This window comes from Ralstonia soli, assembly GCF_023955655.1.
GTDB classification, from domain to species: Bacteria; Pseudomonadota; Gammaproteobacteria; order Burkholderiales; family Burkholderiaceae; genus Ralstonia; species Ralstonia soli.
Genome location: NZ_JAMXHT010000002.1, coordinates 74,809 through 101,577 on the forward strand (window position 1 = coordinate 74,809; position 26,769 = coordinate 101,577).

Genomic DNA, 26,769 nt, shown 5'->3' on the forward strand with positions numbered 1-26,769 from the left:
AGGCTGAGGCCTCATCGTCCGTTTGCAGTAGATGCGGATTCCCGCAGCCAGGCGACGATGCGCTCCGCCGCTTGTTCCGCCGTTTCCGCAGTGGTGTCGATGCGCAGTTCCGGTTGCTCGGGCGGTTCGTACGGCGAGTCGATGCCCGTGAAGTTCTTCAGTTCACCGCGGCGCGCCTTGCGATAGAGCCCCTTGGGGTCGCGTTCTTCCGCCACCGCCAGCGGGGTATCGACAAAGACTTCGATGAACTCGCCTTCGCTCACCAGCGCCCGTGCCATCTCGCGCTCCGAACGGAACGGCGAAATGAACGACACCAGCACGATCAACCCCGCATCCAGCATCAGCCGCGACACTTCGGCCACACGGCGGATGTTTTCCACACGGTCGGCCTCGGAGAAGCCCAGGTCCTTGTTCAGGCCGTGCCGCACGTTGTCGCCATCCAGTAGATAGGTGTGATGGCCGAGCGCGTGCAGGCGCTTTTCCACTAGGTTGGCGACGGTGGATTTGCCCGCCCCCGAGAGCCCCGTGAACCACACGATGCGCGGCACCTGATGCTTGAGCGCGGCGTGCGCGTGGCGGTCCACGTCGATGGCCTGCCAGTGCACGTTCTGCGCGCGGCGCAGGGCAAAGTGCAGCATGCCGGCGCCCACCGTGTTGTTGGTCAGGCGGTCGATCATGATGAAGCCGCCCAGGTCACGGTTCTTCGCATACGACTCGAACACCGCCGGCTGATCCAGGTGCAGGTTGCACACCCCGATCTCGTTCAGCTCCAGCGTGCGCGCGGCCAGGTGCTCCAGCGTGTTGACGTTGACCTTGTACTTGGGCTGCGCCACCGTCACGCCCACCGTGCGCGTGCCGAGCTTGAGCAGGTAGGGGCGGCCGGGCAGCATGGCCTCTTCGTTCATCCACACCAGCGTGGCTTCGAACTGATCGGCCACGGCGGGTGGGTCTTCCGCGCAGGCGAGCACGTCGCCCCGGCTGACGTCGATCTCGTCTTCCAGCGTGAGCGTGACTGCCTGGCCGCGCACTGCATGAGCGGTGTCGCCGTTGGCCCCGATGATGCCGGCCACGCGGCTCTCGCGGCCCGACGGCAGCGAGCGCAGCCGGTCGCCCACGCGCACTTCACCGGCGCTGATGGTGCCGGTAAAGCCGCGGAAATCCAGGTTCGGGCGGTTGACCCACTGCACCGGCAGGCGGAACGACGCGTCCTGCGTGGGCGCACTGTCGATCGGAACGTTCTCCAGGTGCGCCATCAGCGTGGGGCCCTGGTACCACGGCGTGTTGGCGCTGGGCTCGGTGATGTTGTCACCGCGCAGTGCCGACATCGGGATGCAGACGATGTCCGTCAGGCCGATCTGCTGCGCGAAGTCGCGGTATTCGCGTTCGATGGCGTCGTACACGTCGCGCGAGTAGTCGACCATGTCCAGCTTGTTGACGGCCACCACCACGCGGCGGATACCCAGCGTGGAGACCAGATAGCTATGGCGGCGCGTCTGCGTCTGCACGCCGCGGCGCGCATCCACCAGCAGCACGGCCAAATCGGCGGTCGACGCACCCGTCACCATGTTGCGGGTGTACTGCTCGTGCCCCGGGGTGTCTGCCACGATGAACTTGCGCTTGTCGGTGGCAAAGAACCGGTAGGCCACGTCGATGGTGATGCCTTGCTCTCGCTCGGCGGCCAGGCCATCCACCAGCAGCGCGAAGTCGAGCTGGTCGCCCTGCGTGCCCATGCGCTTCGAGTCGGCTTCCAACTGCGCGAGCTGGTCTTCGAACAGCATCTTCGACTCATACAGCAGCCGGCCGATCAGCGTGCTCTTGCCGTCGTCCACGCTGCCGCAGGTGATGAAGCGCAGCAGCCCCTTGTTCTTCTGGGCGTGCAGATACTGTGCGACGTCGTGTTGCGCGTCATTGTGTTGCGCCACCGATTGTGTCAATCCGGGCGCGGCATCCAGTAGCGTTTCCATCAGAAATAGCCCTCCTGCTTCTTCTTTTCCATCGATCCGGCCGAGTCGCTGTCGATCAGTCGGCCTTGTCGTTCAGACGTGGTGGCCAGCAGCATCTCGCGGATGATTCCGTCCAGCGTGTCGGCCTCGCTCTCGATTGCGCCGGTCAGCGGGTAGCAGCCCAGCGTGCGGAATCGGACATTGCGCATGACGGGCTTCTCGCCGGGGCGCAGGGGCAGGCGGTCGTCATCGACCATCACCATCACGCCGTCGCGCTCCACCACGGGGCGCTCCTTGGCGAAATACAGCGGCACGATGGGGATGTTGTTCAGGTAGATGTATTGCCAGATGTCGAGCTCGGTCCAGTTCGACAGCGGGAACACCCGCAGGCTTTCGCCCTTGCGCTTGCGGGCGTTGTACTGGCGCCAGAGTTCGGGGCGCTGCATCTTCGGGTCCCAGCGGTGCTGCGCCGTGCGCACGGAGAACACGCGCTCCTTGGCGCGCGATTTCTCTTCGTCGCGCCGGGCGCCGCCAAAGGCTGCGTCAAAGCCGTAGTGGTCCAGCGCCTGCTTGAGCCCTTGTGTCTTCCAGATGTCGGTATGCACGGCCGAACCATGCTCGTGCGGGCTGATGTTGCGTGCGAGCCCGTCGGGGTTGATGTGCACGCGCAGGTCCAGGCCGAGCCGCTCGGCGGTCTGATCGCGGAACGTGATCATCTCGCGGAACTTCCACGTCGTATCGACATGCAGCAGCGGGAACGGCGGCTTGGCCGGGTGGAAGGCTTTCATGGCCAGGTGCAGCATCACCGCGCTGTCCTTGCCGATGGAATAGAGCATGACGGGGTTTTCGCACTCCGCCACCACTTCCCGCATGATGTGGATGCTCTCCGCCTCCAGTTGCTCCAGGTGGGTCAACATCGAAGTCTCCTCTTCGCTTGCCGGCTCCCTTTGCGGACATCGCGGATATCGCTGATGCCGCGGGTGCCTGGCATGGTGAAAAGGTAGCGATCCGGGGTGCTGCACAACTTCGTCCGGGCGGACTAAGAAATGGCCGGCGGTGCTGCGCGTTTTCTAGTCCAGGTGGAGGAGGTAGCCGCAGGGATGCGCTTGGTACCGTTGCTTCGACGCGCTGACAGGGCCTGCCTGTTGCGCACACCGACAACGGGAGCAAGCACATGGCGATTTCTGCCGAAGAGCAGTTGTTGAGCGGCCAGACCTGGGCCGAGTTCTGCGATGTACTCAAGCGCAGCGGGCAGCAGATCCTGCGCACGGAGGCGCCCGCCGATGCGCTCACGCGCACCGAGGGCTACCGCTATCTGAGCCGGCTGCTGCGCATTGCGCTGGAGATGCACGTGGAGTTTGCCGACGCGGCGTTCCCCGGCTTCTTCTCGCCGTCGCACGAAACCGCCAAGATCGGCGCGGACAACCCCGACAACCTCTATCGCTATGCCCGCCTGGACGGCAACGCCACCTACCGCATTCGCGGCCGACGCGGCACGGTGGCGTACCTCAGCTTCGGCACGCAGAAGGGCGGCTACGAAACCGACGGCCGCATGATCCAGACCGGCTTTATCGACAGCAACAAGCTGACGGTAGCGCCGGACGGCAGCTTCGAACTCATCCTCAGTGCGCAACCGCATGACGGCAACTGGGTGCGCATGGAGCCGGCCACCAATGCGCTGGTGGTGCGGCAGACCTTCCTCGACCGCAAAGCCGAAATGCCGGCCGAGCTGCAGATCGAGCGCATTGGCGCCGTCGACACGCCCGCGCCCTTGAGCGCGGAACGCCTGCACGGCGGCCTGCTGCGTGCAGCCGGGTTTGTGGAGAACACCGCACGCATCTTTGCCGACTGGGCACAGGGCTACGGTACCCACGTCAACGGCCTGCCGCCGGCAGACCAGGCGGTGTGCCAGGCCGCAGGCGGCGACCCGAACATCTTCTACTACCACTCGCAGTGGGCGCTGGAAGACGACGAGGCGCTCGTGGTTGAAGTGGACCGCGTGCCCGAGTGCGAATTCTGGAACTTCCAGATCAACAACTACTGGATGGAGTCGCTCGACTACCGCTACCACGACATCTGCCTGAACAAGCACCGCGGGCAGCTGGATGCCAACGGCGGTATCACCGTCATCCTCAGCGCGCGCGATCCTGGCTTGCCAAACTGGCTGGAGACTGCCGGGCACCGCAACGGCACGATGTGCTGGCGCTGGGTGGGGGCGGGGCAACTGGCGCAGTCGGCGCATCCGCGCACGCGTGTGGTCAAGCTCGACGCATTGAAGGCGCAGAAGACGCTGAAGGAGGTTGCATGACGGTCGTACTGGAGCACACCGCCATGCTCGACGTGGACAGCCTCCTGGCGCAGGCCAGCGAGCAGACGGGCGGCTTGACGGATTTCGGCCCCGGCAACTATCGCGAAGCGCTGCATGTGCTGTTCGACGCGCTGGCGCGCGAGGCCAATCTGTCTGCGCAGGGCGTGCGCCTGCTGCACGGCAAGCTGCTGGCGCAACTGGTGAACCGGCTCGTCATCCAGGAATACTGCCGGTGCCATCCGGAGATCCTGCAGGAGCGGATTGAAGACCCGCTCGTGATCGTCGGGCTGCCGCGCACCGGCACCACGCTGCTCCAGCGCATGCTGGCCACCGACGCGCGGTTCCATTCGGCGGCATGGTGGGAAACGCGCTATCCGGCACCGTTGCCGGGCGAGGGCGTGCGCGATGCCGGCCAGCGCATTGCGCGCGCGAAGGAAGAAGTTGCGCAGATGATCCAATTCATCCCCGACATTCTGGCCATCCACCCGCTCGACGCCATGCAGGCCGACGAGGAATTCATGCTGATGGAGCACTCGTTCATGTGTGCCATGGATTCGTACGTGAACGTGCCGACGTACACGGCGTGGCGCGAGCGGCAGGACCAGACGCCCGTCTATGCGTATCTGAAGACCATGCTGCAGTTCCTGCAGTGGCAGAAGCGCCTGCGCGGCGAGCCGCCGGCGCAACGCTGGGTGCTGAAGACCCCGCAGCACCTGCATGCGGTCGAGGTGCTCTTCCAGGCCTTTCCCGGCGCGCAGGTGGTGCTGACCCATCGCGACCCGACGCAGACCATTCCGTCGATGGCCAGCATGGCCCACACGCTGTGGAAGCTGTATGCCGACGCGCCGGAGGCAGAGGCAGTCGGCCGGCAGTGGAGCGGCCAGTTGCAGCGCGCAACGGCGCATGCGATGGCCGTGCGCGACCGCATGCCTGCCGATCGCTTCCTCGATGTGCGGTTTGAAGACACGGTGCGCGATCCGTTTGGCGTGGTGGAGTCTGTGTACCGCTTTGCCGGCATGCCGCTGACCGATACCGCCCGCGCCGGCATGCAGGCGTGGATGGATGGCAACCCGCGTAACCAGCGTGCGGCGCATGCCTACGCCCCCGAGCAGTTCGGGCTCAGCCAGGCGCAGATCGAACGCGACTTTGCCGCCTACCGCGCGCGGCACGTGAACCCAGCCTAAATAGACGAAGACAAAGCGCACCGCGCACCCAAGGAGACAACACCATGCTGTTGAAAGACAAGGTCGTCATCGTGTCGGGCATCGGCCCCGGCCTGGGCGTGAAGCTGGCCGTGGAGGCTGCCCGAGAAGGCGCCCGCGCCGTTGCCATTGCCGCCCGCACGCAAGCCAAGCTGGACGACGCACAAGCCCGCATCGACGCATTGGGCGTCGATTGCGAAGTGCTGAAAGTGCCGGCCGACATCACCAACCGTGCGCAGTGCCGCGAACTGGCGGCAGAAGTCATGCGCAGGTACGGCCGCATCGACGCGCTGGTCAACAGCGCCTATCAGCATGGCAACTTTCCCGAAGCAGTGGAAGAGGCGGACCTGGATGTCTGGCGCGACGTGTTCGAGACCAACGTGTTCGGCACCATGACCCTGACGCAGGAAGTGGCGGCGCTGATGAAGCCGCAGGGCCACGGCGCCATCGTGATGATCAACACCATGGCCACGCGCAAGCCGATGCCGGGCGAATCGGGCTATGCCGCCTCCAAGGGGGCACTGACGGTGGCGGTCAAGTACCTCGCGCGCGAGCTGGGCAAGTACGGCATCCGCGCCAACAGCGTCTTCATGGGCTGGATGTGGGGTGCGCCGGTGCAGGGCTATGTGCAATGGGCTGCGGCAGAACAGGGCGTGAGCGAGGAACAGATCGTCGCGCCGATCCACTCGCAGATCGCCCTGGGCCGCATGCCGACCGACGATGACTGCGCCCGCGCCGCGCTGTTCCTGGTGTCGGACTACGCACGTGCCATCAGCGGGGCCTCGCTCGACGCCAACGGCGGCGACTTCATGCCTTGACGCCAATGCCCGGAGCCTCGCAATGACCCGCTACTTTGCCTTCAATGGCGATGCCGACGGCCTGTGCGCGCTGCAGCAGCTTCGCCTGGCGCAACCGTGTGAGGCCACGCTCATCACCGGCATCAAGCGCGATATCCGTCTGCTGGAGCGCATCGATGCGCAAGCCGGCGACGTGGTGACCGCGCTCGACATTTCGCTCGACCAGAATCGCGCGGGCTTGCTGCGTCTGCTGCAGGCCGGCGTGGAGGTGGAGTACTTCGACCACCATCACGCCGGCGAGCTGCCTGCGCATGCGGGGTTGCGCGCCCACATCGACGAAGATGCCAGCGTCTGCACCAGCATCCTGGTGGACCGTCACCTGGACGGGCGCCATCATCGCTGGGCCATCGCCGCGGCTTTTGGCGACAACCTGGGCGGCGTGGCGCGTGCCATGGCAGAGCAGGCGGGCCTGGGCGCGCAGGACACCGCCACGCTGGAGCAGCTCGGCACCTGCCTCAATTACAACGCGTATGGCGAGTGCCTGGACGATCTGCATTTCGACCCGGCCGCGCTGGCGCAGTACATGCTGCCTTTTGAAGACCCGCTGGCCTTTGCGGCGCAGAGCGCGGCCTATCGGGTGCTGTGTGCCGGCTATGAGGACGACATGGCCCGCGCGCGATCCATCGGGCCGGTGCACGAGTGCGCCGGTGCCACCGTGCTGGTCCTTCCGGATGCGCCGTGGGCACGCCGCGCGATCGGCGTGCTGGGCAATGAACTGGCACGCACGCGCCCGGCGGATGCCATCGGTTTGCTATCGCCGAAGAGCAGCGGCGGCTATGCCGTCAGCGTGCGGGTGCCGGCAACGAGCCTCACCGGTGCTGCCGACTTCTGCCGCGGCTTTGCCACTGGCGGCGGGCGTCGCCTTGCGGGTGGCATCAACCACTTGCCGGATGCCGACATGGAACGCTTTATCGGCAGCTTCTCTCACTGCTTCGGCAGGCCGTAGCCCGCTCGCGCGAATACTCCCCCCACCCCCCCTCGCTCCCCCACGCGATCGTAGTCTGCTTGGACGATGCCGATGGACGGTCGCCCCCCTAACGTGGGCGTTGGCTTGGCAACGTGATCTCCAGCCATTCGAGCGCGGGGCACTGCGTGTCCCGCGTTCACTTTTCTTCAGGCATCTCCGGAGGCAACAAGCCAACGCCCGGGCCCAACAGCCATTGAGCCTGACCGATGTCCAAATCAAGAGAGGGGGAGTCAATGCAAGTCACTGGTCAACGTTTGCTGCACGCGCTGCGTCGCGTTGGCGGCACGCTAGCCTGCTGCGCCGTGCTCAGCGGCACACTGGGCGGTTGCAACATGGACAACGATCCGCCGACCCAGCAGTCGATCCGGCACGTGTTCGTGCTGACGATGGAGAACAAGAACTACAACGACACCTTCGGCACCAGCACGCAGGATCCTGACCTGCAAGCCATGGCCAAGCAGGGCGCATTGCTGACCCAGTACTTCGGCACCGGTCACGTGAGCCTGGACAACTACATCGCGATGATGAGCGGCCAGCCCTCGACCAAGGAAACCGAGAGTGACTGCAACCTCGGCTTCAATGATGTGGTGGCAGACGGCTGGGACGCCGGCAACCCCAAGGTGCTCAAGGCCAAGGGCGGCATGGGCTGCGTGTATCCGAACACCGTGAAGACGTTCGTGAATCAGCTGGACGATCTGAAGCTGACCTGGAAGGGCTACATGGGCGACATGGGCAACGACCCGACCCGTGAGTCCGCCACCTGCGGGCATCCAAAGATCGGCGCGATCGACAACACGCAGTCGGCACAGGCCCCCACGGCCGACGTGCCGAAGGGTGACCAGTACGCGACCCGCCACAACCCGTTCATGTACTTCCACGCGATCATCGACGACCAGGCCTACTGCGACAACCACGTCGTCAACCTGGACGCGAACCTGCAGAAAGACCTGCAGTCGATCGACACCACGCCGAACTTCGTGTTCATCACGCCCAACCTGTGCGATGACGGCCACGATGGTGACGGCACCGGCGCCAAGCCGTGCGTCAACGGCGACAAGGGCGGCCTGACCTCGATCAACGCGTTCCTGAAGAAGTGGGTGCCGATCATCCAGGCATCGCCGGCGTATCAGAAGGACGGCCTGATCATCATCAACTTCGACGAATCGGCCGACATTGTGCCGGCAGGCAAGACCACCGTGAACGGTGTGACGACGATCACGGTGAACTTGCCCGGCGATGCGTGCTGCGGCCAGCAGGTCGGCCCGAACGTGGTGCGCCCGGACGACGTGATCCTGCAGGTCTCGCCGACGCTGCAGTACAAGCTGCACTACGTGGGCGTGGGTGGGGACCGCACCGGCGCGGTTATGCTGTCGCGCTTCATCAAGCCCGGCACGGTCAGCAATACGCCGTACAACCATTACTCGATGCTGCGGAGCCTGGAAGACATCTTCCAGACCAACGGGTACCTGGGCTACGCCGACGACAAGAACCTGACGACGTTCGGCAGCGACATCTTTACCAATCTGCAGTGGTGATCAGCGCTTGGCAACAGGCACGAAGGGCCGTCGCCGTTGCGGCGGTTCTTCTTTGCCTGGGAGCCTGTGAGCGCCAACCGGAACGCCCGGCTGCACGGCTCTCCAACGAAGCGCAGGCCGAGATTGGGCGACTGGCATTTTTCGATGCGTCGCTCTCGGCTTCGGGCCGCATGTCATGCGCGACGTGCCATAGCCCTGAGCACGCCTACGGTCCGCCAAATGGGTTGGCTGTGCAGCTGGGCGGGCCGGAATTGACGGACCACGGCACGCGTGCGGTGCCGTCGCTGCGCTATCTGCGGCGCACCCCCATCTGGTTCAAGACCTTCACATCGAACGCGCGCGAACGCCTGACCGAGACCGACAATGTGCCGGTGGGCGGCTTCACCTGGGATGGCCGCTTCAACACGCTAGCGGAGCAGGCCGCCGCGCCGCTGCTGACCGCCAATGAAATGGCCAACACCAGTGTGGGTGCCGTGGTGGAGCGGCTTGCCAGGAGCCCATACGCCGCGCGCTTCCAGGCGGTGTTCGGGCAGGATATCTTTGCCCGCCCTGATGCGGCCTTCGCTGCGCTGGGGCAAGCGTTGCAACGCTTCCAGCTCGACGATCCAAGCTTCCAGCCCTATAGCAGCAAGTTCGATCACTACCTGGACGGCAAGGTGCAGCTGACCGCGCAGGAGCAGCGCGGCCTGAAGCTGTTCAAGGACCGGGACGGCGGCAATTGCGCCGCATGCCATACCGTGGAGCCGGGCGCCAATGGCGCACATCCGCTGCTGACCGATTTCAGCTTCGCGGCTATCGGTGTGCCGCGCAACCCCGAGATTCCGGCCAACGCTGATCCGGCCTACTACGACATGGGTCTATGCGGCCCGGTACGCTCCGACCAGAAAGCCGAGCGGGCCTACTGCGGCCTGTTCAAGACACCCACGCTGCGCAACGTCGCTACGCGCGGCGCGTTCTTCCACAACGGGCGTTTCCACACGCTGGAAGACGCGCTGCGCTTTTATGTGGAGCGCGATACCGCGCCGCAGAAGTGGTATCCGCATCCGGGCAGCAAGCAGGCGTTTGACGATCTGCCCGAGGCGTTGCAGGACAACGTCGACCACATCAACGCGCCGTTCACGCATCGCAAGGGTGACCGGCCTGTGTGGTCGCAAGCCGAGATCCGCGATGTGGTCGCGTTTCTCAAGACGCTGAACGACGGCGATCTACCTGCAGGCGTAACGGTGCTGGCGTCACCCGGTCGCGCGCGATAGCGCTGCTGGCACGTTGTGGCCGTAGCAGCGTTCCTCGACGCGCTCAACCATGCGCCAGCCGTGCGCCCCGCGTTTGAACCGGTCGACATACCACAGGCCAAGAAACATCACCTGGGTACGGCCATCCTCCAGCACGACTTCCATCGGGTTGAAGCAGATCGTGCGTGCGCGGGCAGCGTCGCCATCGAGTCGCACCGACACGTTGCCGACCATGTGCTGCGTGTTCGGAAACGCTGGCAATACCGAGCGCAACCACGCCTTGACTTCCGGATAGCGGCCATCGACGCCGCCCATGGCTCGGTAGTCGATGTAGGCATCGGGCGTGAAGATCGCGTCGAGCGCATCGAAATCTCTGGAGTCGATCGCCGTCGCGTAGTCGACGATGAGTTCGCGGATGTTGTGATGATCTGACAGCGTTTGCAGGTCGTATTTGGCGGCTTGGGTCATGCGGATCGAACAATGGAAGGCAGCTGTGTGTGCCGCTGCTGTGAGAGGGAAATGGAGCGCTGTGCCAGTGCGTTGATCTCACGTTGTGCCGGCGGCTGCATGGAGCGTAAACCCGCTCGGCGCTTGGGAATACGTCGGGTCGGACTAAGGTGTTCCCCGGGGCGCGTGCTCGCCAACGGTGAGGCTATAGTGGCCCGGCCCACGAGCACGGAGACCTAAGGATGTCGAACGATGCTGTTGAGATTGCCAACCTGTTGTATCGCTATGCGGAGTTGCTCGACAGCGGCGACCTCGAAGGCGTGGCTGCGCTGTTCCGCCATGCGCGCATGAAGGTCGCCGACGGCGACACGACGATCGACGCGGCCGAACTACTGCGCGTCTTCCGCACACGCGTGAAGCTGTACCCGTGTGGCACACCGCGCACGAAGCACGTTGTCACGAATCCGATCATCGAGATTGACATCGCAGCGCATCGCGCGACCGCGCGCTCGTACTACACGGTGCTGCAGGCCACCGACGCGCTGGCACTCCAACCCATCGCCGCCGGGCGCTATCACGACGCATTCGAATGCGTTGAGGGCGTCTGGCGCTTTTCGTTCCGCGACTATTCGATGTTTGATGCGGTCGGCAACCTGAGCGGCCATCTGAACGCACAGGCCGCAGCGCACGCATGACGCGTGCGACACCTTTTCCCTTTCAACCCGGAGCAGACAGACGATGAAACGCCTCGAAGGCAAGGTCGCATTGATTACCGGTGGCGCACGCGGGCAAGGCGCAGCGGAGGCGCACAGGTTTGTCGAGGAGGGGGCGCGGGTTGTCATCGCCGATGTGCTCGATGCCGACGGTGAGCGCGTGGCAGCCGAGCTTGGCGATGCCGCGATGTTCCAGCATCTGGACGTCACGCAGCCTGACGCATGGAGCGCAGCCGTGCGTGCCGCGCAGGCGCGCTTCGGCAAGCTGGATGTGCTCGTCAACAATGCAGGCATCCTGATGCTCGCGCCGCTCGAGTCGTGCTCGCTGGATGACTATCGCAAGGTCATCGACGTGAATCAGGTCGGCTGCTGGCTGGGCATGAAATCCGTCCTGCCTGCGATGAAGGAAGCGGGCGGCGGGGCGATCGTGAACGTATCGTCAACGGCCGGCATGGAGGGGGTCGCGACCGGCACAGCATACGTGTCCAGCAAGTTCGCGGTGCGCGGCATGACGAAGGCAGCCGCGCTCGAACTCGGGCGCTACGGAATCCGCGTCAACTCGGTCCACCCGGGTGGGATCGATACCGTGATGGCGCGCCCGCCGGAGTTTGCCGACATCGATGCTTCCGGCGTCTATCGCCGCCTGCCGATCTCTCGCATCGGCCGCCCGGAAGAAGTGGCGAATCTGGTGCTGTTTCTCGCGTCGGATGAATCGAGCTACTGCACGGGCTCGGAGTTCATCGTTGACGGCGGGATGCTCGCAGGCTCCACGTTCGGCTGAAGCGTGGGCGCGGCGCGCTCACCAAAGCACGGCCTGTGCCCGCGTTGGTACATCTCCAACCATCGCGGGCACAGTGCTTTCAGCCCTGCTGAAAGCACTGGCTTGCGTCAGAGCGAGCTGATCAGTTGCGCGTTGTCGATGCGCAGTTCCGCGCCGTTGATGAAGCGCGATTCATCCGAGGCCAGGAAGAGCACCAGGTTGGCGACGTCCTTGGCATCGCACATGCGGGCCATGGGGTTGTGCTCGATGCCCAGCGCTGCAGGGTCGAGGTCAGGCACGAGTGCCTGCGTCATCGGCGTCCAGATGCCATCCGGGTGGATCGAGTTGCAGCGGATCCGGTAGCCGGCCTTCTTGCAGTGCGCGGCAACACTGCGCGTGAGCGCGGTGACGGCACCCTTGGAGCCGGTGTACGCAGCCATCATCGGTAGCCCGCCGAGCGCCGCCACGGAAGACATGTTGATGATGGTGCCGCCGCTCGGCCGGTGCTTCATGGTCGCCACGGCGAACTTGCAGCCGAGGAAGTAACCGTCACCGTTGGTCTGCATGACCTTGCGCCAGGTCTCGAGGGTGGTGTCCTCGATGGAGCCGAGCGGGCAGATGGCGGCATTGTTGACCAGCACGTCGAGGCCGCCAAACATTTCCACCGCAGTGGAGACGACGCGTTGCCAATCGTCGGGGCTGGCAATGTCGTGCCGGACAAAGCAGGCTGCGTCGCCAATCTCGCGGGCCACGGCCTGGCCGGCCTCTTCATTGATGTCCGTCAGCACCACGCGCGCGCCTTCGGCGGCGAGCAGCAGGGCGTCTGCCTTGCCGACGCCGCTGGCAGCACCGGTGATGATGGCGACCTTGTCTTTCACGCGATCCATACTTGCATTTCCTTATCGGGTTGAGGGCCGCGCCGGTGCCGACGGCAAGCGCTGGCGGCGCGGCACGATGTCAGACGGTGGCTGGCACCCGGCCAGCGCGAACGGCTTGCCAGGCAGCCTCCCCGTAGAGGTGACGAACGGCGCCGTCGAGCTCCGGGTTCTTGCGCAGCTCATTGCCGCCATCCACGGCAAAGCTCTGGCCGGTGACCCATGCCGATTCGGGGCCGGCGAGGTAGCGCACAGCTTCGGCGATGTCTTCTGGTTTGCCGAGACGGCCGAGTGGCATCTGCTCCAGAAACGCGTCTCGCATGGCCGGATCGTCGAACATGGGTGCGGTGGCGTCGGTCTGGGTGAGCCCCGGGCGCACCGCGTTGACGCGAATGCCGGCGGACGACAGTTCCTCGGCGGCCGCACGCACCAACCCTTCGAGACCGGCCTTGGACGTGCAATAGGCCGACAGCCACTTGAAGTTCAGCCGGGCCGCGCTGGACGAGATGCAGACGATCGAGCCGCCGCCGCTTCTTGCCATGAGCGGAGCGGCGTGGCGGATGGCGGTGAACGTGCTGACGATGTTCAGTTCGAGCTCGGCGCGGAAGCTGTCTTCGTCATGCATCAGGAACGGGCGGAAGCCTCCGCCGCCCACCGTCGGCACAACAATGTCCAGCCGATTGTGCAGCGACCATGCCAGCTTCAACGCGGCCTGCACATCGCCGGAGCGGCCTGCGTCGCCCGCAAAGAGGTGGACGTCGGCATCGGGCACCTGGGCGCGCAGTTGCTTGCAAGTCTGCTCCAGCGCGTCGCGCCTGCGGCCCATCAGCAGGACGGTCGCGCCGTCACGCAGCAGTGCTGCTGCACTGGCGGCCCCGATGCCGCCGGCGCCGCCCGTGATGAGCGCTGTCTTGCCTTCGAGTGAACGCTTCGCGTGCATGGCTCACCCCTTCAGCGGCAGATCCTGGGCCCAGTCGAGCAGGAGTGTCCTGCGCGAAAAGAGCCACTTGCCGTCCTGGAACACGAGGTTGTCCTGGTAGCGAATGCCCCAGTCCAGCTTGTGTTCGACACCATCACGCGCGTAGATGTGGTTGGCAACGCAATACGTTTCCGCATTGGCCGCCGCGCCTTCCACTTCCACCAGCTGGTTATGCACGTGATGCTGCGTCGCGCGGTACTGCTCGATCTGCCGCATGCCGGCCACGATCGCTTCGCGGCCGGGCATGGTGAAACCCGGGCCTTCCACGACGGCATCTTCGGTAAAGAGGCCGGCGAGCTGCACCCAGTCGCGGCGGTCCACCGATTGGGCGTACCGGCAGGCAAGGGCGCGAATTTCCTGATGCGGGGTTGATGCGGACATGACGTTTCTCCGGTCTTGGCGTGTCAACACGGGGGCGGTCATGCCGCTGCCGGGTATTGGCTGACGATCTCGTTCACGGTGCGCTGGATATCACCGCGCCGATAGCCGAGTCGGGCAGTTTCGGCCGCGTCCGGTTCATAGGCAACCGTGTTGCCGCGCCCGGTGTAGATGGCCAGGTCTGGCAGCAGCGGGTGCTCCTGGTCGAGCGACGGCACGTCGCGGTCATTGCCGGCGGCGCGGAAGAAGGCGCGGAAATACTCGGCAAAGCTCAGGTTCTCATCGCCGACCAGATAGGCCTTGCCGGACTCGCCGCCCAGCAGCGCACCCGAGATGGCTTCGGACAGCGATTGCGTAGAGATGAAGTTGCTGCCACCGGCCGGACCGAACACCGGGATCGGGCCCAGCATGCCCTGCGCGTAGCGGGTGTAGGCCTCGAACATCGGCACGGCCAGGCCGGGCACGCTGCCCACCACGAAGGGGGCGTTGACGCTGCACACATGGAAGTCGGGCGTTGCGAGTGTACGCACACGCTCGTCGGCCAGGTGGCGCGAGCGCACGTACGGGCTGGTCTCGATCAACTCCGGCGCGACTTGGCTGTAGAAGCTGCCGACCAGCACGGCGCGGCGCACGCCTGCGTCACGTGCGAGGGCAAAGAACTTGGGCACGGCTTCACTGTTTGCCCGCTCCCAGTGGGCGGCCTGCGCAGCGGCATCGGCACCCGGCGGCACGTGGCGGATGTCATTGCCTGCGGCAAAGACCAGGGCGTCGAATCGCGCGAGATCGTCTTTGGTGAACGTCTCGGCGATGTAGTCGCCCTGCATGAAATCGAGATCGGCGAGTGCGCTGCCGGGCGCGGGCGCCTTGCGCCCGGCAATGGTGACCGTGTGACCCTGCGCGCGCAGCAAAAGGGCAGCGTGCCCGCCAATGAGGCCGGTGCCACCGACGACGAGAATCTTCATCTTGTCTCCTGTTGATCGATTGATATGGGCAGCGTGCTCTCAGGCGCGCGGTGCCTTGACGACGTACTGGCTGGTGGGCACGACGTCGATCTTGTCGAAGTCGATGAAGCGGTTGCAGCTGTCCATCATGCTGGCCAGGTTCTGCTGGAACTTTGCCTCGTCGCCCACGGCATCGAAGAAGGCCTGCGGGTCGGTCATGGCCGCGGCGGGGAAGCACTCCTCGACGACTGCGTCGATGAGGGGAGCGCCCAGCGTCAACGGGCGGACCACCACGTTCTGCACGTAGAGGAAGTTGTCTTGCGTGTCGATGGCGACGCGGGTGTGATGGTTGTGCCAGACATCGAGCCACGCTTCCGGCGTGAGGCGGGGTGGGCGGCGCAGAAACGCCAACTGGGAGAACCCGGCCGTGCGCTGGCCCGGTTCCGCCGGAAAGCGGGTGTTACGGATGGGCTGCGACTCGGTCACCAGGTAGGCCGCCATGCGCTCCACGGCGGATTCGATCAGGTCATCAAACGGCTGACGGAACATCTTGTTGGCACTGTCCATCCAGACGCTGATCAGGCCGTCCATCTGCGGGCGCGTGTTGACCTGGCGCAGGCCTTCAGCGGGCTGCACAGCGGCATCGGCCAGGTTGACCTGAACGCCGCGCGCGCCAAGCGCCAGCAGTTTGTCGGCAATCTCGCCGCGCAGGCGACGATCCAGCGCTTCGGCATCGGCGTGGTTGCCGGTCTTGCCGCGCCAGATCACGTAGAGGACTTTTTCCATGGTGTGTGCGAATCGGAAGGTGAGGGGGAGGGTGGGTCGGCACGTCGGAGGTGGTGCCGACTCGCTGGTGCGGCGCGCGCTGTCGGTTGTCAGCGGGCCGAGGTGAAGCGGTTGGCCGTCACGCGGAAATCCGCGGGGATCGGCGATGTGACGGCCTCGAATACGCGGTCGTATCCGGTGGAGAGGATCTGCCACTTGCCGTCGCGCTTGACGTATTCGTCGCGGTAATAGGCGGTGCCACGCAGGAGCCAGTTCTGCTCTTGCGAGATCACATAGTCTTCCAGGTACCAGAGGCCCGTGGCCCTGTCGCGGCTCGCGCCCACCAGTTCGATCTCGGGGTGGTGGCCCTGGTGCAGGGTGAGCAGCGGCGGATCGTCAAGCAGCTTGCGCAGCTCGGCGACAAATTCATCACGGCCGTTGAAGCGATATTTCCCGCTGTCGAGCCAGGTGGTGCAGTCCTCGGCAAGGCAGCTCGAGAGCAGTGGCCAATCGTGGCAGTCGACTGCGCGAAAGTACCGGTACTTCAACTGTCGGATGGCTTCGATTTCAAGCAGGTCTTGTAGTGCGTTGTCCATCGGGTCTCCTGGCATGGGTGGCCTAGCGTCATAGGCTCTGCAGGCATCTTGCGGGCAGCCCGATGCGTATTCATCGTCCACACGGACTATCGGCAATGGATGCGCCCGAACCCGTGCGAGAGGCCTTTTAGTCTGTTCAGACGATGGATGGGGCGGCCCGCTTGGCTAGCCTGTGCACGCTGTCGATGCAATTGCCCAAGTGAGGGGCGCGGCGGCTCGGCGGACCATTGGAGGCGAAGGCAATGCAAGGAAACGGTTTGGAAGCGCGTCTGCGCAAACTGGAGGATCTCGAGTCGATCCGCCAGCTCAAGGCGCGCTATCTCTCGTGCTGCGATGCGAAGGATGTCGAGGGTATGCGCGACTGCTTCGTCCCCGGCAAGGTCACGATCGACTACGGCGCGATCGGCGTGTTTGACCATCGGGACCAGCTCATCGAGGTGTTTCAGAAGCTTGGCGGTCACGACCATATCGTCGACATGCACCACGGCGTGAATCCGGAGATCTCCGTGGTGAACGACGACACCGCGTGCGGCACCTGGGGCTTGTATTTCCATCAGATCAACACGAAGGACAATACGCTGACGCAGCTCGGCGCCTACTACGAAGACGAGTACCTGCGCACGGAAGGCGGGTGGAAGATCAGCAAGACGCGCTGCGTGATCACGTCGACCCAGATGCTTCGCTTCACCGAAGGTACGCCGCTGGTGATGTTCGCCGGACGCAGCATGATCGCACCGTGACACGGAGGCCGCACTGCGCGTTGACGCCCGGTGCGGCACGCTGTTGCGCTTCCTTATCTGCCATGCACGTTCACTTGCAGAGTCACTTTCCCATCCGGCTGCATCGGCTGCTGCCCGCCTTCCCGTGGTTGGTCACGCAGACCAGCGGCCGCACCGTGATCCGGCGGCGCGGCTTCGAGCGCCTGCTTGTGCCGGGCCAGCAATTGATCCTCCAGCCGTTTGAAGCCGTTGAGGTGCTGCTCGATGGCGATTACGCACAGGCATCGGTGTGTACGTTTGAAGTACAGAGCGATGGGCTGGTGGACCTCCAGGAGGCGTCGCTCTATCAAGGCATCTCGCAGCGTGTTTTCTTGCAGCCGCAGCACACGTGGGACGCCAGCCATGTGTCCGAGCTGCTCGACGTGCCCGCGCTGAAGGTTCGCGCCAAGCTGTTTTCCCAGGGGTATGCCCTGACCGATATCTGCCGCACACAGCGGCTCATGCGGGCGCTGTTCGAGCTCACGCATGGCGGCAGTTCCGCTGCGGGGCTCAAGCCGCGTATCGGATGGCCGATGCACGGCGATCTCGAGACCGCGTTTCACGATCGGCTCGGCGTGTCGCTGACGGCGGCCAGACATCTGTCCACCAGTGTGTCGCGCAGCCGTATCGAAACGCTTGCCGTCTTTCCTCCGCCGGCTCGGCGCCAGCAACAGCCCGTCGCTTGCGATTGAGCCCCGTGCGGGCCGCACGGTGACACGCGCCCCGCGGATGTCGGGTGCCGCGCTACGGCTGCGGCACGCCAAGAAATCCGTGGCAGAACATCGGCGAAATCATCAGGCCGCCATCGAGATCATCTCGGCCGCTTTTTCCGCAATCATGATGATGGATGCGCTGGGGTCACCGGTCGAGATTCGCGGCATGACCGATCCATCGACGACCCTCAGCCCCTCGGTGCCGTGCACTTGCAGTCGGTCATTCACCACTGCGAGTTCGTCGTTGCCCATTTTGCAGGTGCCGACGGCCTCGTAATTGGGGTTGATGGTGTCGCGGAAGTAGGCGTCCAGCGAGGCGTCGTCCATGCAGTCCAGGCCCGGCATCACTTCCCGTCCACGGAAATCGTCGTAGGCGCGCTGGCTGAAGATGTCGCGTGCCATTTTCAACCCTCGCCTCAGTGCTTCGCGATCCCGCTCGTGCGCCAGATAGTTTGCGTTGATGAGCGGCGGCGTGGCAGGGTCCGCCGAGCGCAGTTTCAATTCTCCGCGGCTTTCCGGCCGGGTCAGGATGATCAGGTTGGATACGCCGTGCTCCGGAACGACACCCGTCAGAGTCGGCATGATGGGTATCAGGTAGAACTTGAGATCCAACTCGGAATGGCCGGCCGCGCCGGACCGAAGATAGGCGATTGCATCTGTACTGTTTCCGGCAATCGGGCCGCCCCGCTTGAACAAATAGCTGAGCCCCGCTTGTGCCATGGCCAGCGGGCTCGAAACGTACTTGTAATACGTGACTGCCTGTGGGCAGGCGATCTGGAGCTGCGTGCCGACATGGTCATGCAAGTTCTGCCCCACACCCTTGAGGTCGAGCAGCGGGGCGATTCCCACCGACTTCAAATGATTGGCATCGCCGATGCCCGACAGCATCAGCAATTGCGCCGATTGGAAAACGCCGCCACTTGAGATCACCTCGGCACTGGCGTAAGCGCGTTTGACAATGCCGTGCTGCACATACTCGACGCCGATGGCGCGCATGCCCTGAAACAGCAGACGGGTAACGTGCGCATGGGTCTCGATCTTCAAGTTCTTTCTGCGACGGGCGGGCCGCAAGTACGCGACCGCGGAGCTGATTCTGCGTCCCTTGAAAATGGTCCGATCCGACGGTCCGAAGCCCTCGGGCTTGGCGCCATTGTGATCGTCGCTGTAGGGGAAGCCGGCCTGCTGTGCTGCTTCCAACCATGCCGCCGCGGCCGGATTGTCGATGCACGCTTGCGTCACCCTCAGGGGGCCGCTGCCGCCATGGAACGCGTTTTCGCCATGCTCATTGCCTTCGGCACGCTTGAAATAGGGCAAGACCTCCGCATGGGACCACCCCTTGTTACCGAGGCGCGCCCACTCGTCGAATATTTCCGGTGCGCCGCGGCTATAGCACATGCCGTTGATCGAGCTGCTCCCGCCAAGGACCTTGCCGCGCAGATCATGCAGCACGCGGTTGTTCAAATGCTGCTGCGGCGCCGTTTCATACTTCCAGCTGAACATGCCCCCCTGCAGCATCGGAAGGAAGCCCCCGGGGATGTGAATGAGCGGGCTCTTGTCTTGTCCGCCTGCCTCAAGAAGCAGCACCTTGCGATATCGATCGGCAGAAAGGCGGTTGGCAAGCACGCAGCCCGCCGACCCTGCGCCTACGACGATGTAGTCATAGTCAGCTTGGATGGTCATGAGAGTTTTCTGTAGCACCTATAGACATCAGCCGTGTGCTGGATCGACTGGCGTACTCGGCTACAAAGGCCTGTAGACACGTCGTCATCAATCGATGAGACGGGCGCGAGTGTCGATACCCCGAGCTACCCGTGCCGGGATAGGTGCCGTTGAGACGCGAGGCGTCCAGCCACGTGCTGCGAAGGACTTCGTTAACGCATCATAAGTTGCGTTAACGGGATGCTATAGACGGGGCATGGTGATGTCAACCTAGGCGCAGAGCGGGTGGGGCCAGGAAGGTGATGACCGAGGTAGCGCGGTTGACGGACGAACCGGGCAGGACGGGCTTGCGAAGAAACGCGTGCGAACGCCGCGGACGGTGGACGTCGCGGGCGCGTTGCACCGATGTGAAGCCGCCCCTAGGGGAGCCGGTAGACCCCGTGTTCGTCCACCTGCACGCGGCCATCGGCCAGGAGCTCGGCCAGATGCTGTGAGATCGTGCGAGTCTCGGCGCTCACCACCCACAGGGCCTCATGCCCCGGCGGATACAGCAGGCGCTGCTCGACCAGTTGCGCGAGCGTTTTGGGGGATTCGCGCAACATGGCCAGCAGCCGCTGTTCGCGTTCATCAAGCTTGGCCGTGTACGCGGCGAGGTCGCGCAGGAAGTGCTCGCGGTCGGTGTAGATGCCACGGTGGTGCGACGTGACCCACACCTTGGCCGGAATCTCCGGCAGCCGCACCAGGCTGCGGCGGAAGTCGTGCAGGCTTGAGCAGGCGTCGCCGTAGTAAGGGCCAAAGCCCGTCAGGTCGATATCGCCGATGAAGGCCACGCCCTCCGGCTCGACCACCAGGACGGTGTGGCCCGCGGTGTGGCCCGGCATGTGGAACGCGCGCACGTGCGACTGGCCCAGATCCCACGATGCGCCATCGGCGTACCCCTGCGCGTCGGGGCGCGGAGCGTAAAAAAAATCACGCTCGATGTTCGCCAGCATTGCCGGCGCCTGGGCTGCGTCAATGCCGTAGTGGGCGATCATGGCGTCCCAGCTGCGCACGGCGGCCAGGTCAGCTTCATTGACGTGCACGCTGGCATGCGGCAAGCGATGCAGGCCGGCCATGTGGTCTTCGTGCACGTGCCCCATCACCACCAGTTCGGTCGCATCGAATTCTGCGCCGATGTAGTTGGAGACGATGGGCGTGTCGAACGCCGCGCGCGTGTCAGAGCCCCGGATGACGACCTGGTTGCCGTCGGGGTACTTCCCGCTTTTCTCGCCAAAGAAGACCGAGACGCGGCCGAAGTCGGCACGCTGGATCTGCGGGCGGGCGCCGGGGGGCATGACTGCGTTCATGGGGCTCCTTCCTTGGCGGTTGTGCGGGCTACGGATGTATCCAATGGCTAACACGGCGCACCGGCCGTAAAGCGCCGGTAGTGCGCCGGAGCTTCACGGTTTTTCCTGCTTCGGCCTCAGACGGCCTTGGCCATCTCTTCAACGACCTTTTTGGCGTCGCCAAATACCATCATCGTCTTGTCCATGTAGAACAGCTCGTTGTCCAGCCCGGCATAGCCGGCGTTCATCGAGCGCTTGTTCACGATGATGGTCTTGGCCTTGTAGGCCTCGAGGATCGGCATGCCGGCAATCGGCGATTTCGGATCGGTCTTGGCGGCGGGGTTGACCACGTCATTTGCACCCAGCACCAGCACCACGTCGGCCTGGCCGAACTCGCTGTTGATGTCTTCCATCTCGAAGACCTGATCGTATGGCACTTCCGCTTCGGCCAGCAGCACGTTCATGTGACCCGGCATGCGCCCGGCGACCGGGTGGATCGCGTACTTCACCGTGACCCCCTTTTCGGTGAGCAGCTCGGTCAGCTCCTTCAGGGCGTGCTGTGCGCGCGCCACCGCCAGGCCGTAGCCCGGCACGATGATCACGGTTTCCGCGTTGCCCATCACGAACGCCGCGTCGTCGGCAGAGCCTGACTTGACCGGGCGCTGCTGCTGCGCGCCGGCCGCGGCAGCGGACGCCGTCTCGCCACCAAAGCCACCCAGGATCACGTTGAAGAACGAGCGGTTCATCGCGCGGCACATGATGTACGACAGGATCGCGCCCGACGAGCCCACCAGCGAGCCCGCGATGATCAGCATCGGGTTGTTCAACGAGAAGCCGATGCCCGCCGCTGCCCAACCCGAGTACGAGTTCAGCATTGACACCACGACAGGCATATCTGCTCCGCCGATCGGGATGATGATCAGCACGCCCAGCACGAAGGCAATTGCCAGCATCAGCACGAACGGCAGCCACGCTTGCGTGAGGAAGAACGCCACGCCAAAGCCGATCATGGCCACGGCCATCAGCAGGTTGAGCCAGTGCTGGCCGGCAAACTGCACCGGCGCGCCTTGGAACAGGCGGAACTTGTACTTGCCCGACAGCTTGCCGAACGCGATGACCGAGCCCGAGAACGTGATGGCGCCGACAAAGCAGCCGATGAACAGCTCGATGCGGTTGCCTTGCGGAATCTCGTGCGAACCGGCAGGAGCAATGCCAAATGCCGAGGGCTCCGCCACCGCAGCCACCGCAATGAACACCGCCGCCAGACCGATCAGCGAGTGCATGGCCGCCACCAGTTCCGGCATCTTCGTCATCTCGACCTTGCGGGCGACGTAAGCGCCAAGACCGCCGCCCACCACCAGTGCGGCGAGGATCAGCCCCAGGCCCGTGGCCACCGAATCCTGCGCCGCACCGGCGGCGAGGAAGGCTTCCTTGAGCCGCGCGATCAACGCCACGGTGGTGAGCGCCGCGATGGCCATGCCGACCATGCCGAACGCATTCCCGCGCCGTGCCGTGGCCGGATGCGACAAGCCCTTGAGCGCCTGGATGAAGCAGATCGACGCGAGCAGATACAACAGGGTGACAACGTTCATGCTCATGGCTTGGCCTCCCCGTGCTTGGCCGCTTTCGGCTCTTTCTTCTTGAACATTTCCAGCATGCGCTGGGTGACCAGGAACCCGCCGAACACGTTCACCGCCGCCAGTGCCACCGCGCCCACGCCCATGACGCGGCCCAGGCTGGTTTCAGTCAGGCCCGCAGCCAGCATGGCACCGACGATGACGATGGCCGAAATGGCATTGGTCACGGCCATCAGCGGCGTATGCAGTGCCGGTGTGACCGTCCAGACGACGTGATAGCCGACGTAGATCGCCAGCACGAAGATGATCAGGTTGATCACCGTATGGTTGATGACTTCCATCTGTGTCTCCTGATGTGCCTATGCGGCGGCTCGCAGCACTTCGCCGTCGCGGCAGACGAGGCACGCGGCGACGATGTCGTCGCTGGTGTCGATCGTGAGCGCGGCATCCTTGCCGATGATGAGCTTGAGGAAATCGAACACGTTGCGGGCGTACAGCGCCGAAGCATCCGCGCCGACCATGCTGGCCAGGTTGGTGTGCCCGACCAGCGTGACGCCGTGCCGTTGCACCACCTCGTCGGGCACGGTCAGCGGACAGTTGCCGCCTTGCGCGGCGGCCAGGTCGACCACTACCGAGCCCGGCTTCATCTGCTGCACAGTTTCCTCGCGCAGCAGCGTCGGCGCGCGACGGCCCGGAATCAGCGCCGTGGTGATGACGATGTCGGCTTGCGTTGCACGTGCGTGCACGAGTTCCGCCTGGCGGCGCATCCAGTCTTCCGGCATGGGGCGTGCGTAGCCGCCCACACCCTGGGCAATCTCGCGCTCCTCATCCGTGAGGAAGGGCACGTCGAGAAACTTGGCGCCGAGCGATTCGATCTGCTCCTTCACTGCCGGACGCACATCGGACGCTTCAATGACCGCGCCCAGGCGCTTGGCCGTGGCAATGGCCTGCAGGCCCGCAACGCCCGCACCGAGGATCAGCACGCGCGCGGCCTTCACCGTGCCGGCGGCCGTCATCAGCATCGGCATGAAGCGCTGGTAATGGTTGGCCGCCACCATCACGGCCTTGTAGCCGGCGATGTTGGCCTGGGAAGAGAGCACATCCATGCTCTGCGCGCGCGTGGTGCGCGGCGCCGCTTCCAGCGCGAAGCCGATCACGCCGGCCGCGGCCATGCGGGCGTTGTTCTCGGCGTCGAACGGGTTGAGCATGCCCACCAGCACGCTGCCGCGCTTCATGTGTGCGAGTTCGGCGGGCTCGGGGGCGCGCACCTTCAGCACGAGGTCTGCCCCCAGTGCTTCAGCCGCAGTGGCGATGCGCGCGCCAACAGCCTCGTACGCGGCGTCGGGCTGGCTGGCGCGCTCGCCCGCGCCGGCCTCCACAATCACCTGGTGGCCTTGTGCCACGTATTTCTTCACGGTCTCCGGGGTTGCGGAGACGCGCGTTTCCCCAGCCCGAGTTTCCTTCGGGATGCCTATCTGCATGGTCTTACCTCGTATTTGGCAGTGCGCGCGTGGCGCTGTCCCTTAGACGGTCATGCCGCCATCGACGACGATGCATTCGCCGTTGGTGTAGCTCGCGGCGTCAGACACGAGGTAGAGCACCGTGCCGGCCATCTCGCGCGGCTCGGCGTGGCGGCGCAGCGGGATCTCGCTGATCCAGCGGTCGTAGGTGGCCTTGTCTTCAAACAGCGCGCCGGCAAACTTGGTCTTGGTCAGGCCCGGCAGCAGGGCGTTGACGCGGATGCCGAACGGCCCGCATTCCATGGCGAACGCGCGCGTCATGTGCGCCACGGCGGCCTTGGTGATGGAGTAGATGCCCTGCTTGTCGCCCGGGTGCAGTGCGTTGACCGACGCCGTGTTGACGATCGTGCCGCCGCCTTGCGCCTTCATCATCTTGCCGGCTTCGACCGACATGAAGAAGTAGCCGCGCACGTTCACTTCCACGGTCTTCTCGTAGGCACCGAGGTCGGTGTCGAGAATGTGGCCGAAGTACGGGTTGGCCGCCGCGTTATTGACCAAGATGTCGAGCCGGCCATGCGTGTTGCGGATGTAGGCGAAGGCGGCCTCGATGTCTTCCATGCGGCCGACGTGACAGGCAAGGGCTTCAGCCTTGCCGCCTGCCGCGCGGATGCTTTCGGCAACGGCCTCGCAGTCGGCCAGCTTGCGGCTGGACACGATCACGTGCGCGCCTTGCTCGGCGAGCAGCTTGGCGATTTCTTCGCCAATGCCGCGGCTGGCGCCGGTCACCAGGGCGATCTTGCCGGTCAGGTCGAACAGGTTGGTACTCATGGTTTGCTCCTCCAATGGTGTGTTCTGTGTGGGCCGCAGCGGCAGCCTCAGTGTTGGGTGTCGATCAGGCGCACGGCCGCTTCCGCGAGCAGGCCGGCCATGTCTCCGGCCTTGCCAGCCTGCGCGTTCGATGCGTTGCCGTTGAGCGCGCGCTTCTTTACGCCTTGCGCAATGGAGGCAAGGCGGAAGAAGCTGAACGCCAGATAGAAGGGCCAGTTCTCGATCGGGGCGATGCCGCGCAGCTCGCAATAGCGCGCGACCATCTCCTCTTCGGTCGGGATGCCGAGTGCCGCGCGATCCGCCCCCGCAAGGCCCTGGATATGCGAGCCCGATGCCGGCAGCCGCAGGCACATGCAGAAGTACGCCAGGTCCGCCAGCGGGTTGCCCAGCGTCGACAGCTCCCAGTCGAGCACGGCCTTCGCGCCGTAGCCGTCGGGTTCGAACATGATGTTGTCGAGCCGGAAGTCGCCATGCACCAGCGACGGCTTGCCGGTATCGGCCGGGCAGGCCGAAGGCAGCCATTCGATCAGCCGCTCCATGGCCTCGATGCGCTGTGTTTCCGCAAGGCGGTACTGCTTGGTCCACACGCCGATCTGGCGCTCGAAGTAGTTGCCGGGCTTGCCGTAATCGGCCAGCCCAACCGCGTCGACGTCGATGTCGTGCAGTGCGGCCATGGTGCGCAGCATCGTGTCGTAGCAGGTGGCGCGATCGGCTTGCGGCACTTCGGGCAGGGCGGGGTTCCAGTAGATGCGCCCGTCTTCAAAGCTCATCACGTAGAACATGCTGCCGATCACGTCGCGGTCTTCGCACAGGTGATACGGGCGCGCCACCGGCACGGCCGTGCCCGACAGTGCGCTCAGGATGCGGAATTCGCGGTCAACGGCGTGGGCCGATTTCAGCAGCTCGCCCGGCGGCTGGCGGCGCAGCACGTAGCGTGCTTTCGGCGTCTGCAGGAGGAAGGTCGGGTTTGACTGGCCGCCGGAAAACTTCTCGGCAACGACAGGGCCTTCAAAGCCGGGGATATGGTCTTCGAGATACCGCGCGAGCTTGGCGATATCGAGTTGCTGCGATGCTTGCGTCATGATGGGGCGTTCGGGCGTTCACCCGTAAGTCTGGAAACCGCGCCGTTCGGGATCGTCCAGGTGCGGCACGCCATTGAAGGTGGCCAGTTGGAACGATTCGGCATTGAAGAAATATTGCGAGACGCTGCTGTTGCGGATCTGCAGGTTCAACGCAATGGCGCTTGCCGGCGGAGCCGCCAGTACTTGCTGCGCAGTCACCGCAATGGGGCCGCCTGAGCTGATCGCCAGCACGCGCTGCCCGCCACCGGCCTGGATGGCCGCGCGCGCGTCCGCCACGCGTTGCTGGAACGCGGCCCACGTCTCGGGCAGCGGCCCTCGAATCTTGTTGTCCGACCACAGGTGCAGCACCTGCTTGAGCGCCCGGTAGTGGTCGCGCATCGACCCCGAAGCCAGCTTCGTCAGCTCGGGAAAATCTTCACCCAGCGCGGCAAACAGCCCCTGGAAGTCGTATTCGTTCAGGCCGGCGTGTTGCTCGTAGCTGGCGCCCGAGATGCCCATGCCGCGCAGGATGCCGTCGACGGTCTGCTCGTGGCGGCGGAGCGTGCCGCAGATGACGCGATCGAACACGATGTCCTGCCGCGCGAAATACTCACCGAGCCAAACGCTTTGCTGCTCGCCGCGTTCGGAGAGCCGGTCGTAGTCTGCCGCGCCGAACGATGCCTGTCCGTGTCGTACGAGATAGAGCTCTGCCATCGTGTGCTCGCCAGATCGAAAGGCGACCAGATTAGCGACCGATGGATTATTTGTGAAATTTATTGTTTGAATGACATGTCATGCATGTAATGAATGACACGGCACCGCAAGGCATCGTCTGCCTGCGGTGTCTTCCCCGCGGAGGCCGGCACGGATTGCCGGTTGCCGAGGGATTC

General features: G+C 64.7%; 27 protein-coding genes. 10 read left to right on the forward strand and 17 right to left on the reverse strand.

Translation table 11 applies throughout. The features are described from left to right. Window positions 1-11 precede the first annotated feature (11 nt). Together cysN and cysD are read right to left on the reverse strand one after the other, a co-directional pair. Window positions 12-1,964, reverse strand: coding sequence for a sulfate adenylyltransferase subunit CysN (cysN, locus tag NG900_RS04210; RefSeq protein WP_252677065.1), 1,953 nt, complete (start codon window positions 1,962-1,964; stop codon window positions 12-14). Further along, window positions 1,964-2,965: a sulfate adenylyltransferase subunit CysD gene (gene cysD, locus NG900_RS04215; RefSeq protein WP_315862361.1), complete on the reverse strand. Its 1,002-nt coding sequence runs from the start codon at window positions 2,963-2,965 to the stop codon at window positions 1,964-1,966. The genes cysN and cysD overlap by 1 nt, the downstream gene beginning before the upstream one ends. Before the next feature lie 152 nt (window positions 2,966-3,117). Here cysD and NG900_RS04220 point away from each other — a divergent pair, with 152 nt between their 5' ends. The 6 genes from NG900_RS04220 (at window position 3,118) to NG900_RS04245 (ending at window position 10,065) form a co-directional block, all read left to right on the forward strand. Next, window positions 3,118-4,251: a DUF1214 domain-containing protein gene (locus tag NG900_RS04220; protein ID WP_252677069.1), complete on the forward strand. Its 1,134-nt coding sequence runs from the start codon at window positions 3,118-3,120 to the stop codon at window positions 4,249-4,251. After that, window positions 4,248-5,435 carry a sulfotransferase family protein gene (locus NG900_RS04225; protein ID WP_252677070.1) on the forward strand — a complete coding sequence of 396 codons (1,188 nt, stop codon included), beginning with the start codon at window positions 4,248-4,250 and terminating at the stop codon, window positions 5,433-5,435. Before NG900_RS04220 ends, NG900_RS04225 begins: the two co-directional genes overlap by 4 nt. 44 nt (window positions 5,436-5,479) lie before the next feature. Then, window positions 5,480-6,271, forward strand: a complete 792-nt coding sequence (locus NG900_RS04230) for an SDR family oxidoreductase (protein WP_252677072.1) — start codon at window positions 5,480-5,482, stop codon at window positions 6,269-6,271. A gap of 22 nt (window positions 6,272-6,293) precedes the next feature. Next, window positions 6,294-7,256 carry an acetyltransferase gene (locus tag NG900_RS04235; protein WP_252677074.1) on the forward strand — a complete coding sequence of 321 codons (963 nt, stop codon included), beginning with the start codon at window positions 6,294-6,296 and terminating at the stop codon, window positions 7,254-7,256. Window positions 7,257-7,510: 254 nt separating this feature from the next. Next, entirely contained in the window at window positions 7,511-8,812 is a 1,302-nt protein-coding gene (locus NG900_RS04240) for an alkaline phosphatase family protein (protein WP_252677078.1), read from the forward strand. Continuing rightward, the gene (locus tag NG900_RS04245; RefSeq protein ID WP_420804124.1) at window positions 8,812-10,065 is read left to right on the forward strand and encodes a cytochrome-c peroxidase; all 1,254 of its coding nucleotides are present in this window, start codon (window positions 8,812-8,814) and stop codon (window positions 10,063-10,065) included. Before NG900_RS04240 ends, NG900_RS04245 begins: the two co-directional genes overlap by 1 nt. Here NG900_RS04245 and NG900_RS04250 read toward each other — a convergent pair. Beyond that, window positions 10,045-10,512: a nuclear transport factor 2 family protein gene (locus NG900_RS04250; protein WP_252677082.1), complete on the reverse strand. Its 468-nt coding sequence runs from the start codon at window positions 10,510-10,512 to the stop codon at window positions 10,045-10,047. The two genes, NG900_RS04245 and NG900_RS04250, sit on opposite strands and share 21 nt — an antisense overlap. Before the next feature lie 221 nt (window positions 10,513-10,733). Between NG900_RS04250 and NG900_RS04255 the strand changes: the two genes are divergently transcribed. Beyond that, on the forward strand, window positions 10,734-11,186 hold the full coding sequence (locus tag NG900_RS04255) for a nuclear transport factor 2 family protein (RefSeq protein ID WP_252677084.1): 453 nt from the start codon (window positions 10,734-10,736) through the stop codon (window positions 11,184-11,186). A 43-nt stretch (window positions 11,187-11,229) separates the two neighbouring features. Continuing rightward, window positions 11,230-11,985 carry a glucose 1-dehydrogenase gene (locus tag NG900_RS04260; RefSeq protein WP_252677086.1) on the forward strand — a complete coding sequence of 252 codons (756 nt, stop codon included), beginning with the start codon at window positions 11,230-11,232 and terminating at the stop codon, window positions 11,983-11,985. Window positions 11,986-12,092: 107 nt separating this feature from the next. Here the strand turns inward: NG900_RS04260 and NG900_RS04265 are convergent, their stop codons facing one another. The 6 genes from NG900_RS04265 to NG900_RS04290 form a co-directional block, all read right to left on the reverse strand. Then, entirely contained in the window at window positions 12,093-12,851 is a 759-nt protein-coding gene (locus NG900_RS04265; protein ID WP_252677088.1) for a glucose 1-dehydrogenase, read from the reverse strand. Window positions 12,852-12,921: 70 nt separating this feature from the next. After that, window positions 12,922-13,779: an SDR family NAD(P)-dependent oxidoreductase gene (locus tag NG900_RS04270; RefSeq protein WP_252677090.1), complete on the reverse strand. Its 858-nt coding sequence runs from the start codon at window positions 13,777-13,779 to the stop codon at window positions 12,922-12,924. Window positions 13,780-13,782: 3 nt separating this feature from the next. Then, the gene (locus NG900_RS04275; RefSeq protein ID WP_252677092.1) at window positions 13,783-14,199 is read right to left on the reverse strand and encodes a nuclear transport factor 2 family protein; all 417 of its coding nucleotides are present in this window, start codon (window positions 14,197-14,199) and stop codon (window positions 13,783-13,785) included. Window positions 14,200-14,237: 38 nt separating this feature from the next. After that, window positions 14,238-15,158 carry an NAD-dependent epimerase/dehydratase family protein gene (locus NG900_RS04280; protein WP_252677094.1) on the reverse strand — a complete coding sequence of 307 codons (921 nt, stop codon included), beginning with the start codon at window positions 15,156-15,158 and terminating at the stop codon, window positions 14,238-14,240. Window positions 15,159-15,197: 39 nt separating this feature from the next. Beyond that, complete coding sequence (locus NG900_RS04285) at window positions 15,198-15,923, reverse strand: EthD domain-containing protein (RefSeq protein WP_252677096.1); 726 nt, start codon at window positions 15,921-15,923, stop codon at window positions 15,198-15,200. Between the two features lie 89 nt (window positions 15,924-16,012). After that, window positions 16,013-16,498, reverse strand: coding sequence for a nuclear transport factor 2 family protein (locus NG900_RS04290; protein ID WP_252677098.1), 486 nt, complete (start codon window positions 16,496-16,498; stop codon window positions 16,013-16,015). A gap of 242 nt (window positions 16,499-16,740) precedes the next feature. On the opposite strand from NG900_RS04290, the gene NG900_RS04295 reads away from it, so the two are divergent. Next, complete coding sequence (locus NG900_RS04295) at window positions 16,741-17,238, forward strand: nuclear transport factor 2 family protein (RefSeq protein ID WP_252677100.1); 498 nt, start codon at window positions 16,741-16,743, stop codon at window positions 17,236-17,238. A 74-nt stretch (window positions 17,239-17,312) separates the two neighbouring features. Next, window positions 17,313-17,948 (forward strand): AraC family transcriptional regulator, encoded by a 636-nt coding sequence (locus NG900_RS04300; protein WP_252677102.1) that lies wholly within the window; start codon window positions 17,313-17,315, stop codon window positions 17,946-17,948. Window positions 17,949-18,050: 102 nt separating this feature from the next. On the opposite strand, the gene NG900_RS04305 is transcribed toward NG900_RS04300, so the two are convergent. From NG900_RS04305 to NG900_RS04340, 8 genes are all read right to left on the reverse strand, one after another. Then, a complete protein-coding gene (locus NG900_RS04305) occupies window positions 18,051-19,649 on the reverse strand; it encodes a GMC family oxidoreductase (RefSeq protein WP_252677104.1) in 1,599 nt (532 codons plus the stop codon). Between the two features lie 398 nt (window positions 19,650-20,047). Continuing rightward, complete coding sequence (locus tag NG900_RS04310; protein ID WP_252677106.1) at window positions 20,048-20,974, reverse strand: MBL fold metallo-hydrolase; 927 nt, start codon at window positions 20,972-20,974, stop codon at window positions 20,048-20,050. Window positions 20,975-21,090: 116 nt separating this feature from the next. Further along, window positions 21,091-22,551, reverse strand: coding sequence for an NAD(P)(+) transhydrogenase (Re/Si-specific) subunit beta (locus NG900_RS04315; RefSeq protein WP_252677108.1), 1,461 nt, complete (start codon window positions 22,549-22,551; stop codon window positions 21,091-21,093). Continuing rightward, window positions 22,548-22,871, reverse strand: coding sequence for an NAD(P) transhydrogenase subunit alpha part 2 (locus tag NG900_RS04320; protein WP_252677110.1), 324 nt, complete (start codon window positions 22,869-22,871; stop codon window positions 22,548-22,550). The genes NG900_RS04315 and NG900_RS04320 overlap by 4 nt, the downstream gene beginning before the upstream one ends. A gap of 18 nt (window positions 22,872-22,889) precedes the next feature. Further along, window positions 22,890-24,011 (reverse strand): Re/Si-specific NAD(P)(+) transhydrogenase subunit alpha, encoded by a 1,122-nt coding sequence (locus NG900_RS04325; RefSeq protein ID WP_252677112.1) that lies wholly within the window; start codon window positions 24,009-24,011, stop codon window positions 22,890-22,892. 42 nt (window positions 24,012-24,053) lie between these two features. Then, window positions 24,054-24,818 (reverse strand): SDR family oxidoreductase, encoded by a 765-nt coding sequence (locus NG900_RS04330; RefSeq protein WP_252677114.1) that lies wholly within the window; start codon window positions 24,816-24,818, stop codon window positions 24,054-24,056. A gap of 47 nt (window positions 24,819-24,865) precedes the next feature. After that, window positions 24,866-25,900: a phosphotransferase family protein gene (locus NG900_RS04335; RefSeq protein ID WP_252677116.1), complete on the reverse strand. Its 1,035-nt coding sequence runs from the start codon at window positions 25,898-25,900 to the stop codon at window positions 24,866-24,868. An 18-nt stretch (window positions 25,901-25,918) separates the two neighbouring features. After that, entirely contained in the window at window positions 25,919-26,593 is a 675-nt protein-coding gene (locus tag NG900_RS04340) for a histidine phosphatase family protein (RefSeq protein WP_252677118.1), read from the reverse strand. Window positions 26,594-26,769 lie beyond the last annotated feature (176 nt).

What these genes read in the sequence shown, in the direction of transcription:
- NG900_RS04340 (WP_252677118.1), bottom strand. Translation starts at nt 26,593, where the DNA reads ATGGCAGAGCTCTATCTCGTACGACACGGACAGGCATCGTTCGGCGCG.
- NG900_RS04315 (WP_252677108.1), bottom strand. Translation starts at nt 22,551, where the DNA reads ATGAGCATGAACGTTGTCACCCTGTTGTATCTGCTCGCGTCGATCTGC.
- NG900_RS04270 (WP_252677090.1), bottom strand. Translation starts at nt 13,779, where the DNA reads ATGCACGCGAAGCGTTCACTCGAAGGCAAGACAGCGCTCATCACGGGC.
- NG900_RS04265 (WP_252677088.1), bottom strand. Translation starts at nt 12,851, where the DNA reads ATGGATCGCGTGAAAGACAAGGTCGCCATCATCACCGGTGCTGCCAGC.
- NG900_RS04240 (WP_252677078.1), top strand. Translation starts at nt 7,511, where the DNA reads ATGCAAGTCACTGGTCAACGTTTGCTGCACGCGCTGCGTCGCGTTGGC.
- NG900_RS04335 (WP_252677116.1), bottom strand. Translation starts at nt 25,900, where the DNA reads ATGACGCAAGCATCGCAGCAACTCGATATCGCCAAGCTCGCGCGGTAT.
- NG900_RS04320 (WP_252677110.1), bottom strand. Translation starts at nt 22,871, where the DNA reads ATGGAAGTCATCAACCATACGGTGATCAACCTGATCATCTTCGTGCTG.
- NG900_RS04275 (WP_252677092.1), bottom strand. Translation starts at nt 14,199, where the DNA reads ATGTCCGCATCAACCCCGCATCAGGAAATTCGCGCCCTTGCCTGCCGG.
- cysN (WP_252677065.1), bottom strand. Translation starts at nt 1,964, where the DNA reads ATGGAAACGCTACTGGATGCCGCGCCCGGATTGACACAATCGGTGGCG.
- NG900_RS04280 (WP_252677094.1), bottom strand. Translation starts at nt 15,158, where the DNA reads ATGAAGATTCTCGTCGTCGGTGGCACCGGCCTCATTGGCGGGCACGCT.
- NG900_RS04325 (WP_252677112.1), bottom strand. Translation starts at nt 24,011, where the DNA reads ATGCAGATAGGCATCCCGAAGGAAACTCGGGCTGGGGAAACGCGCGTC.
- NG900_RS04225 (WP_252677070.1), top strand. Translation starts at nt 4,248, where the DNA reads ATGACGGTCGTACTGGAGCACACCGCCATGCTCGACGTGGACAGCCTC.
- NG900_RS04250 (WP_252677082.1), bottom strand. Translation starts at nt 10,512, where the DNA reads ATGACCCAAGCCGCCAAATACGACCTGCAAACGCTGTCAGATCATCAC.
- NG900_RS04330 (WP_252677114.1), bottom strand. Translation starts at nt 24,818, where the DNA reads ATGAGTACCAACCTGTTCGACCTGACCGGCAAGATCGCCCTGGTGACC.
- NG900_RS04295 (WP_252677100.1), top strand. Translation starts at nt 16,741, where the DNA reads ATGCAAGGAAACGGTTTGGAAGCGCGTCTGCGCAAACTGGAGGATCTC.
- NG900_RS04310 (WP_252677106.1), bottom strand. Translation starts at nt 20,974, where the DNA reads ATGAACGCAGTCATGCCCCCCGGCGCCCGCCCGCAGATCCAGCGTGCC.
- NG900_RS04285 (WP_252677096.1), bottom strand. Translation starts at nt 15,923, where the DNA reads ATGGAAAAAGTCCTCTACGTGATCTGGCGCGGCAAGACCGGCAACCAC.
- NG900_RS04235 (WP_252677074.1), top strand. Translation starts at nt 6,294, where the DNA reads ATGACCCGCTACTTTGCCTTCAATGGCGATGCCGACGGCCTGTGCGCG.
- NG900_RS04290 (WP_252677098.1), bottom strand. Translation starts at nt 16,498, where the DNA reads ATGGACAACGCACTACAAGACCTGCTTGAAATCGAAGCCATCCGACAG.
- NG900_RS04220 (WP_252677069.1), top strand. Translation starts at nt 3,118, where the DNA reads ATGGCGATTTCTGCCGAAGAGCAGTTGTTGAGCGGCCAGACCTGGGCC.
- NG900_RS04305 (WP_252677104.1), bottom strand. Translation starts at nt 19,649, where the DNA reads ATGACCATCCAAGCTGACTATGACTACATCGTCGTAGGCGCAGGGTCG.
- NG900_RS04230 (WP_252677072.1), top strand. Translation starts at nt 5,480, where the DNA reads ATGCTGTTGAAAGACAAGGTCGTCATCGTGTCGGGCATCGGCCCCGGC.
- NG900_RS04260 (WP_252677086.1), top strand. Translation starts at nt 11,230, where the DNA reads ATGAAACGCCTCGAAGGCAAGGTCGCATTGATTACCGGTGGCGCACGC.
- NG900_RS04255 (WP_252677084.1), top strand. Translation starts at nt 10,734, where the DNA reads ATGTCGAACGATGCTGTTGAGATTGCCAACCTGTTGTATCGCTATGCG.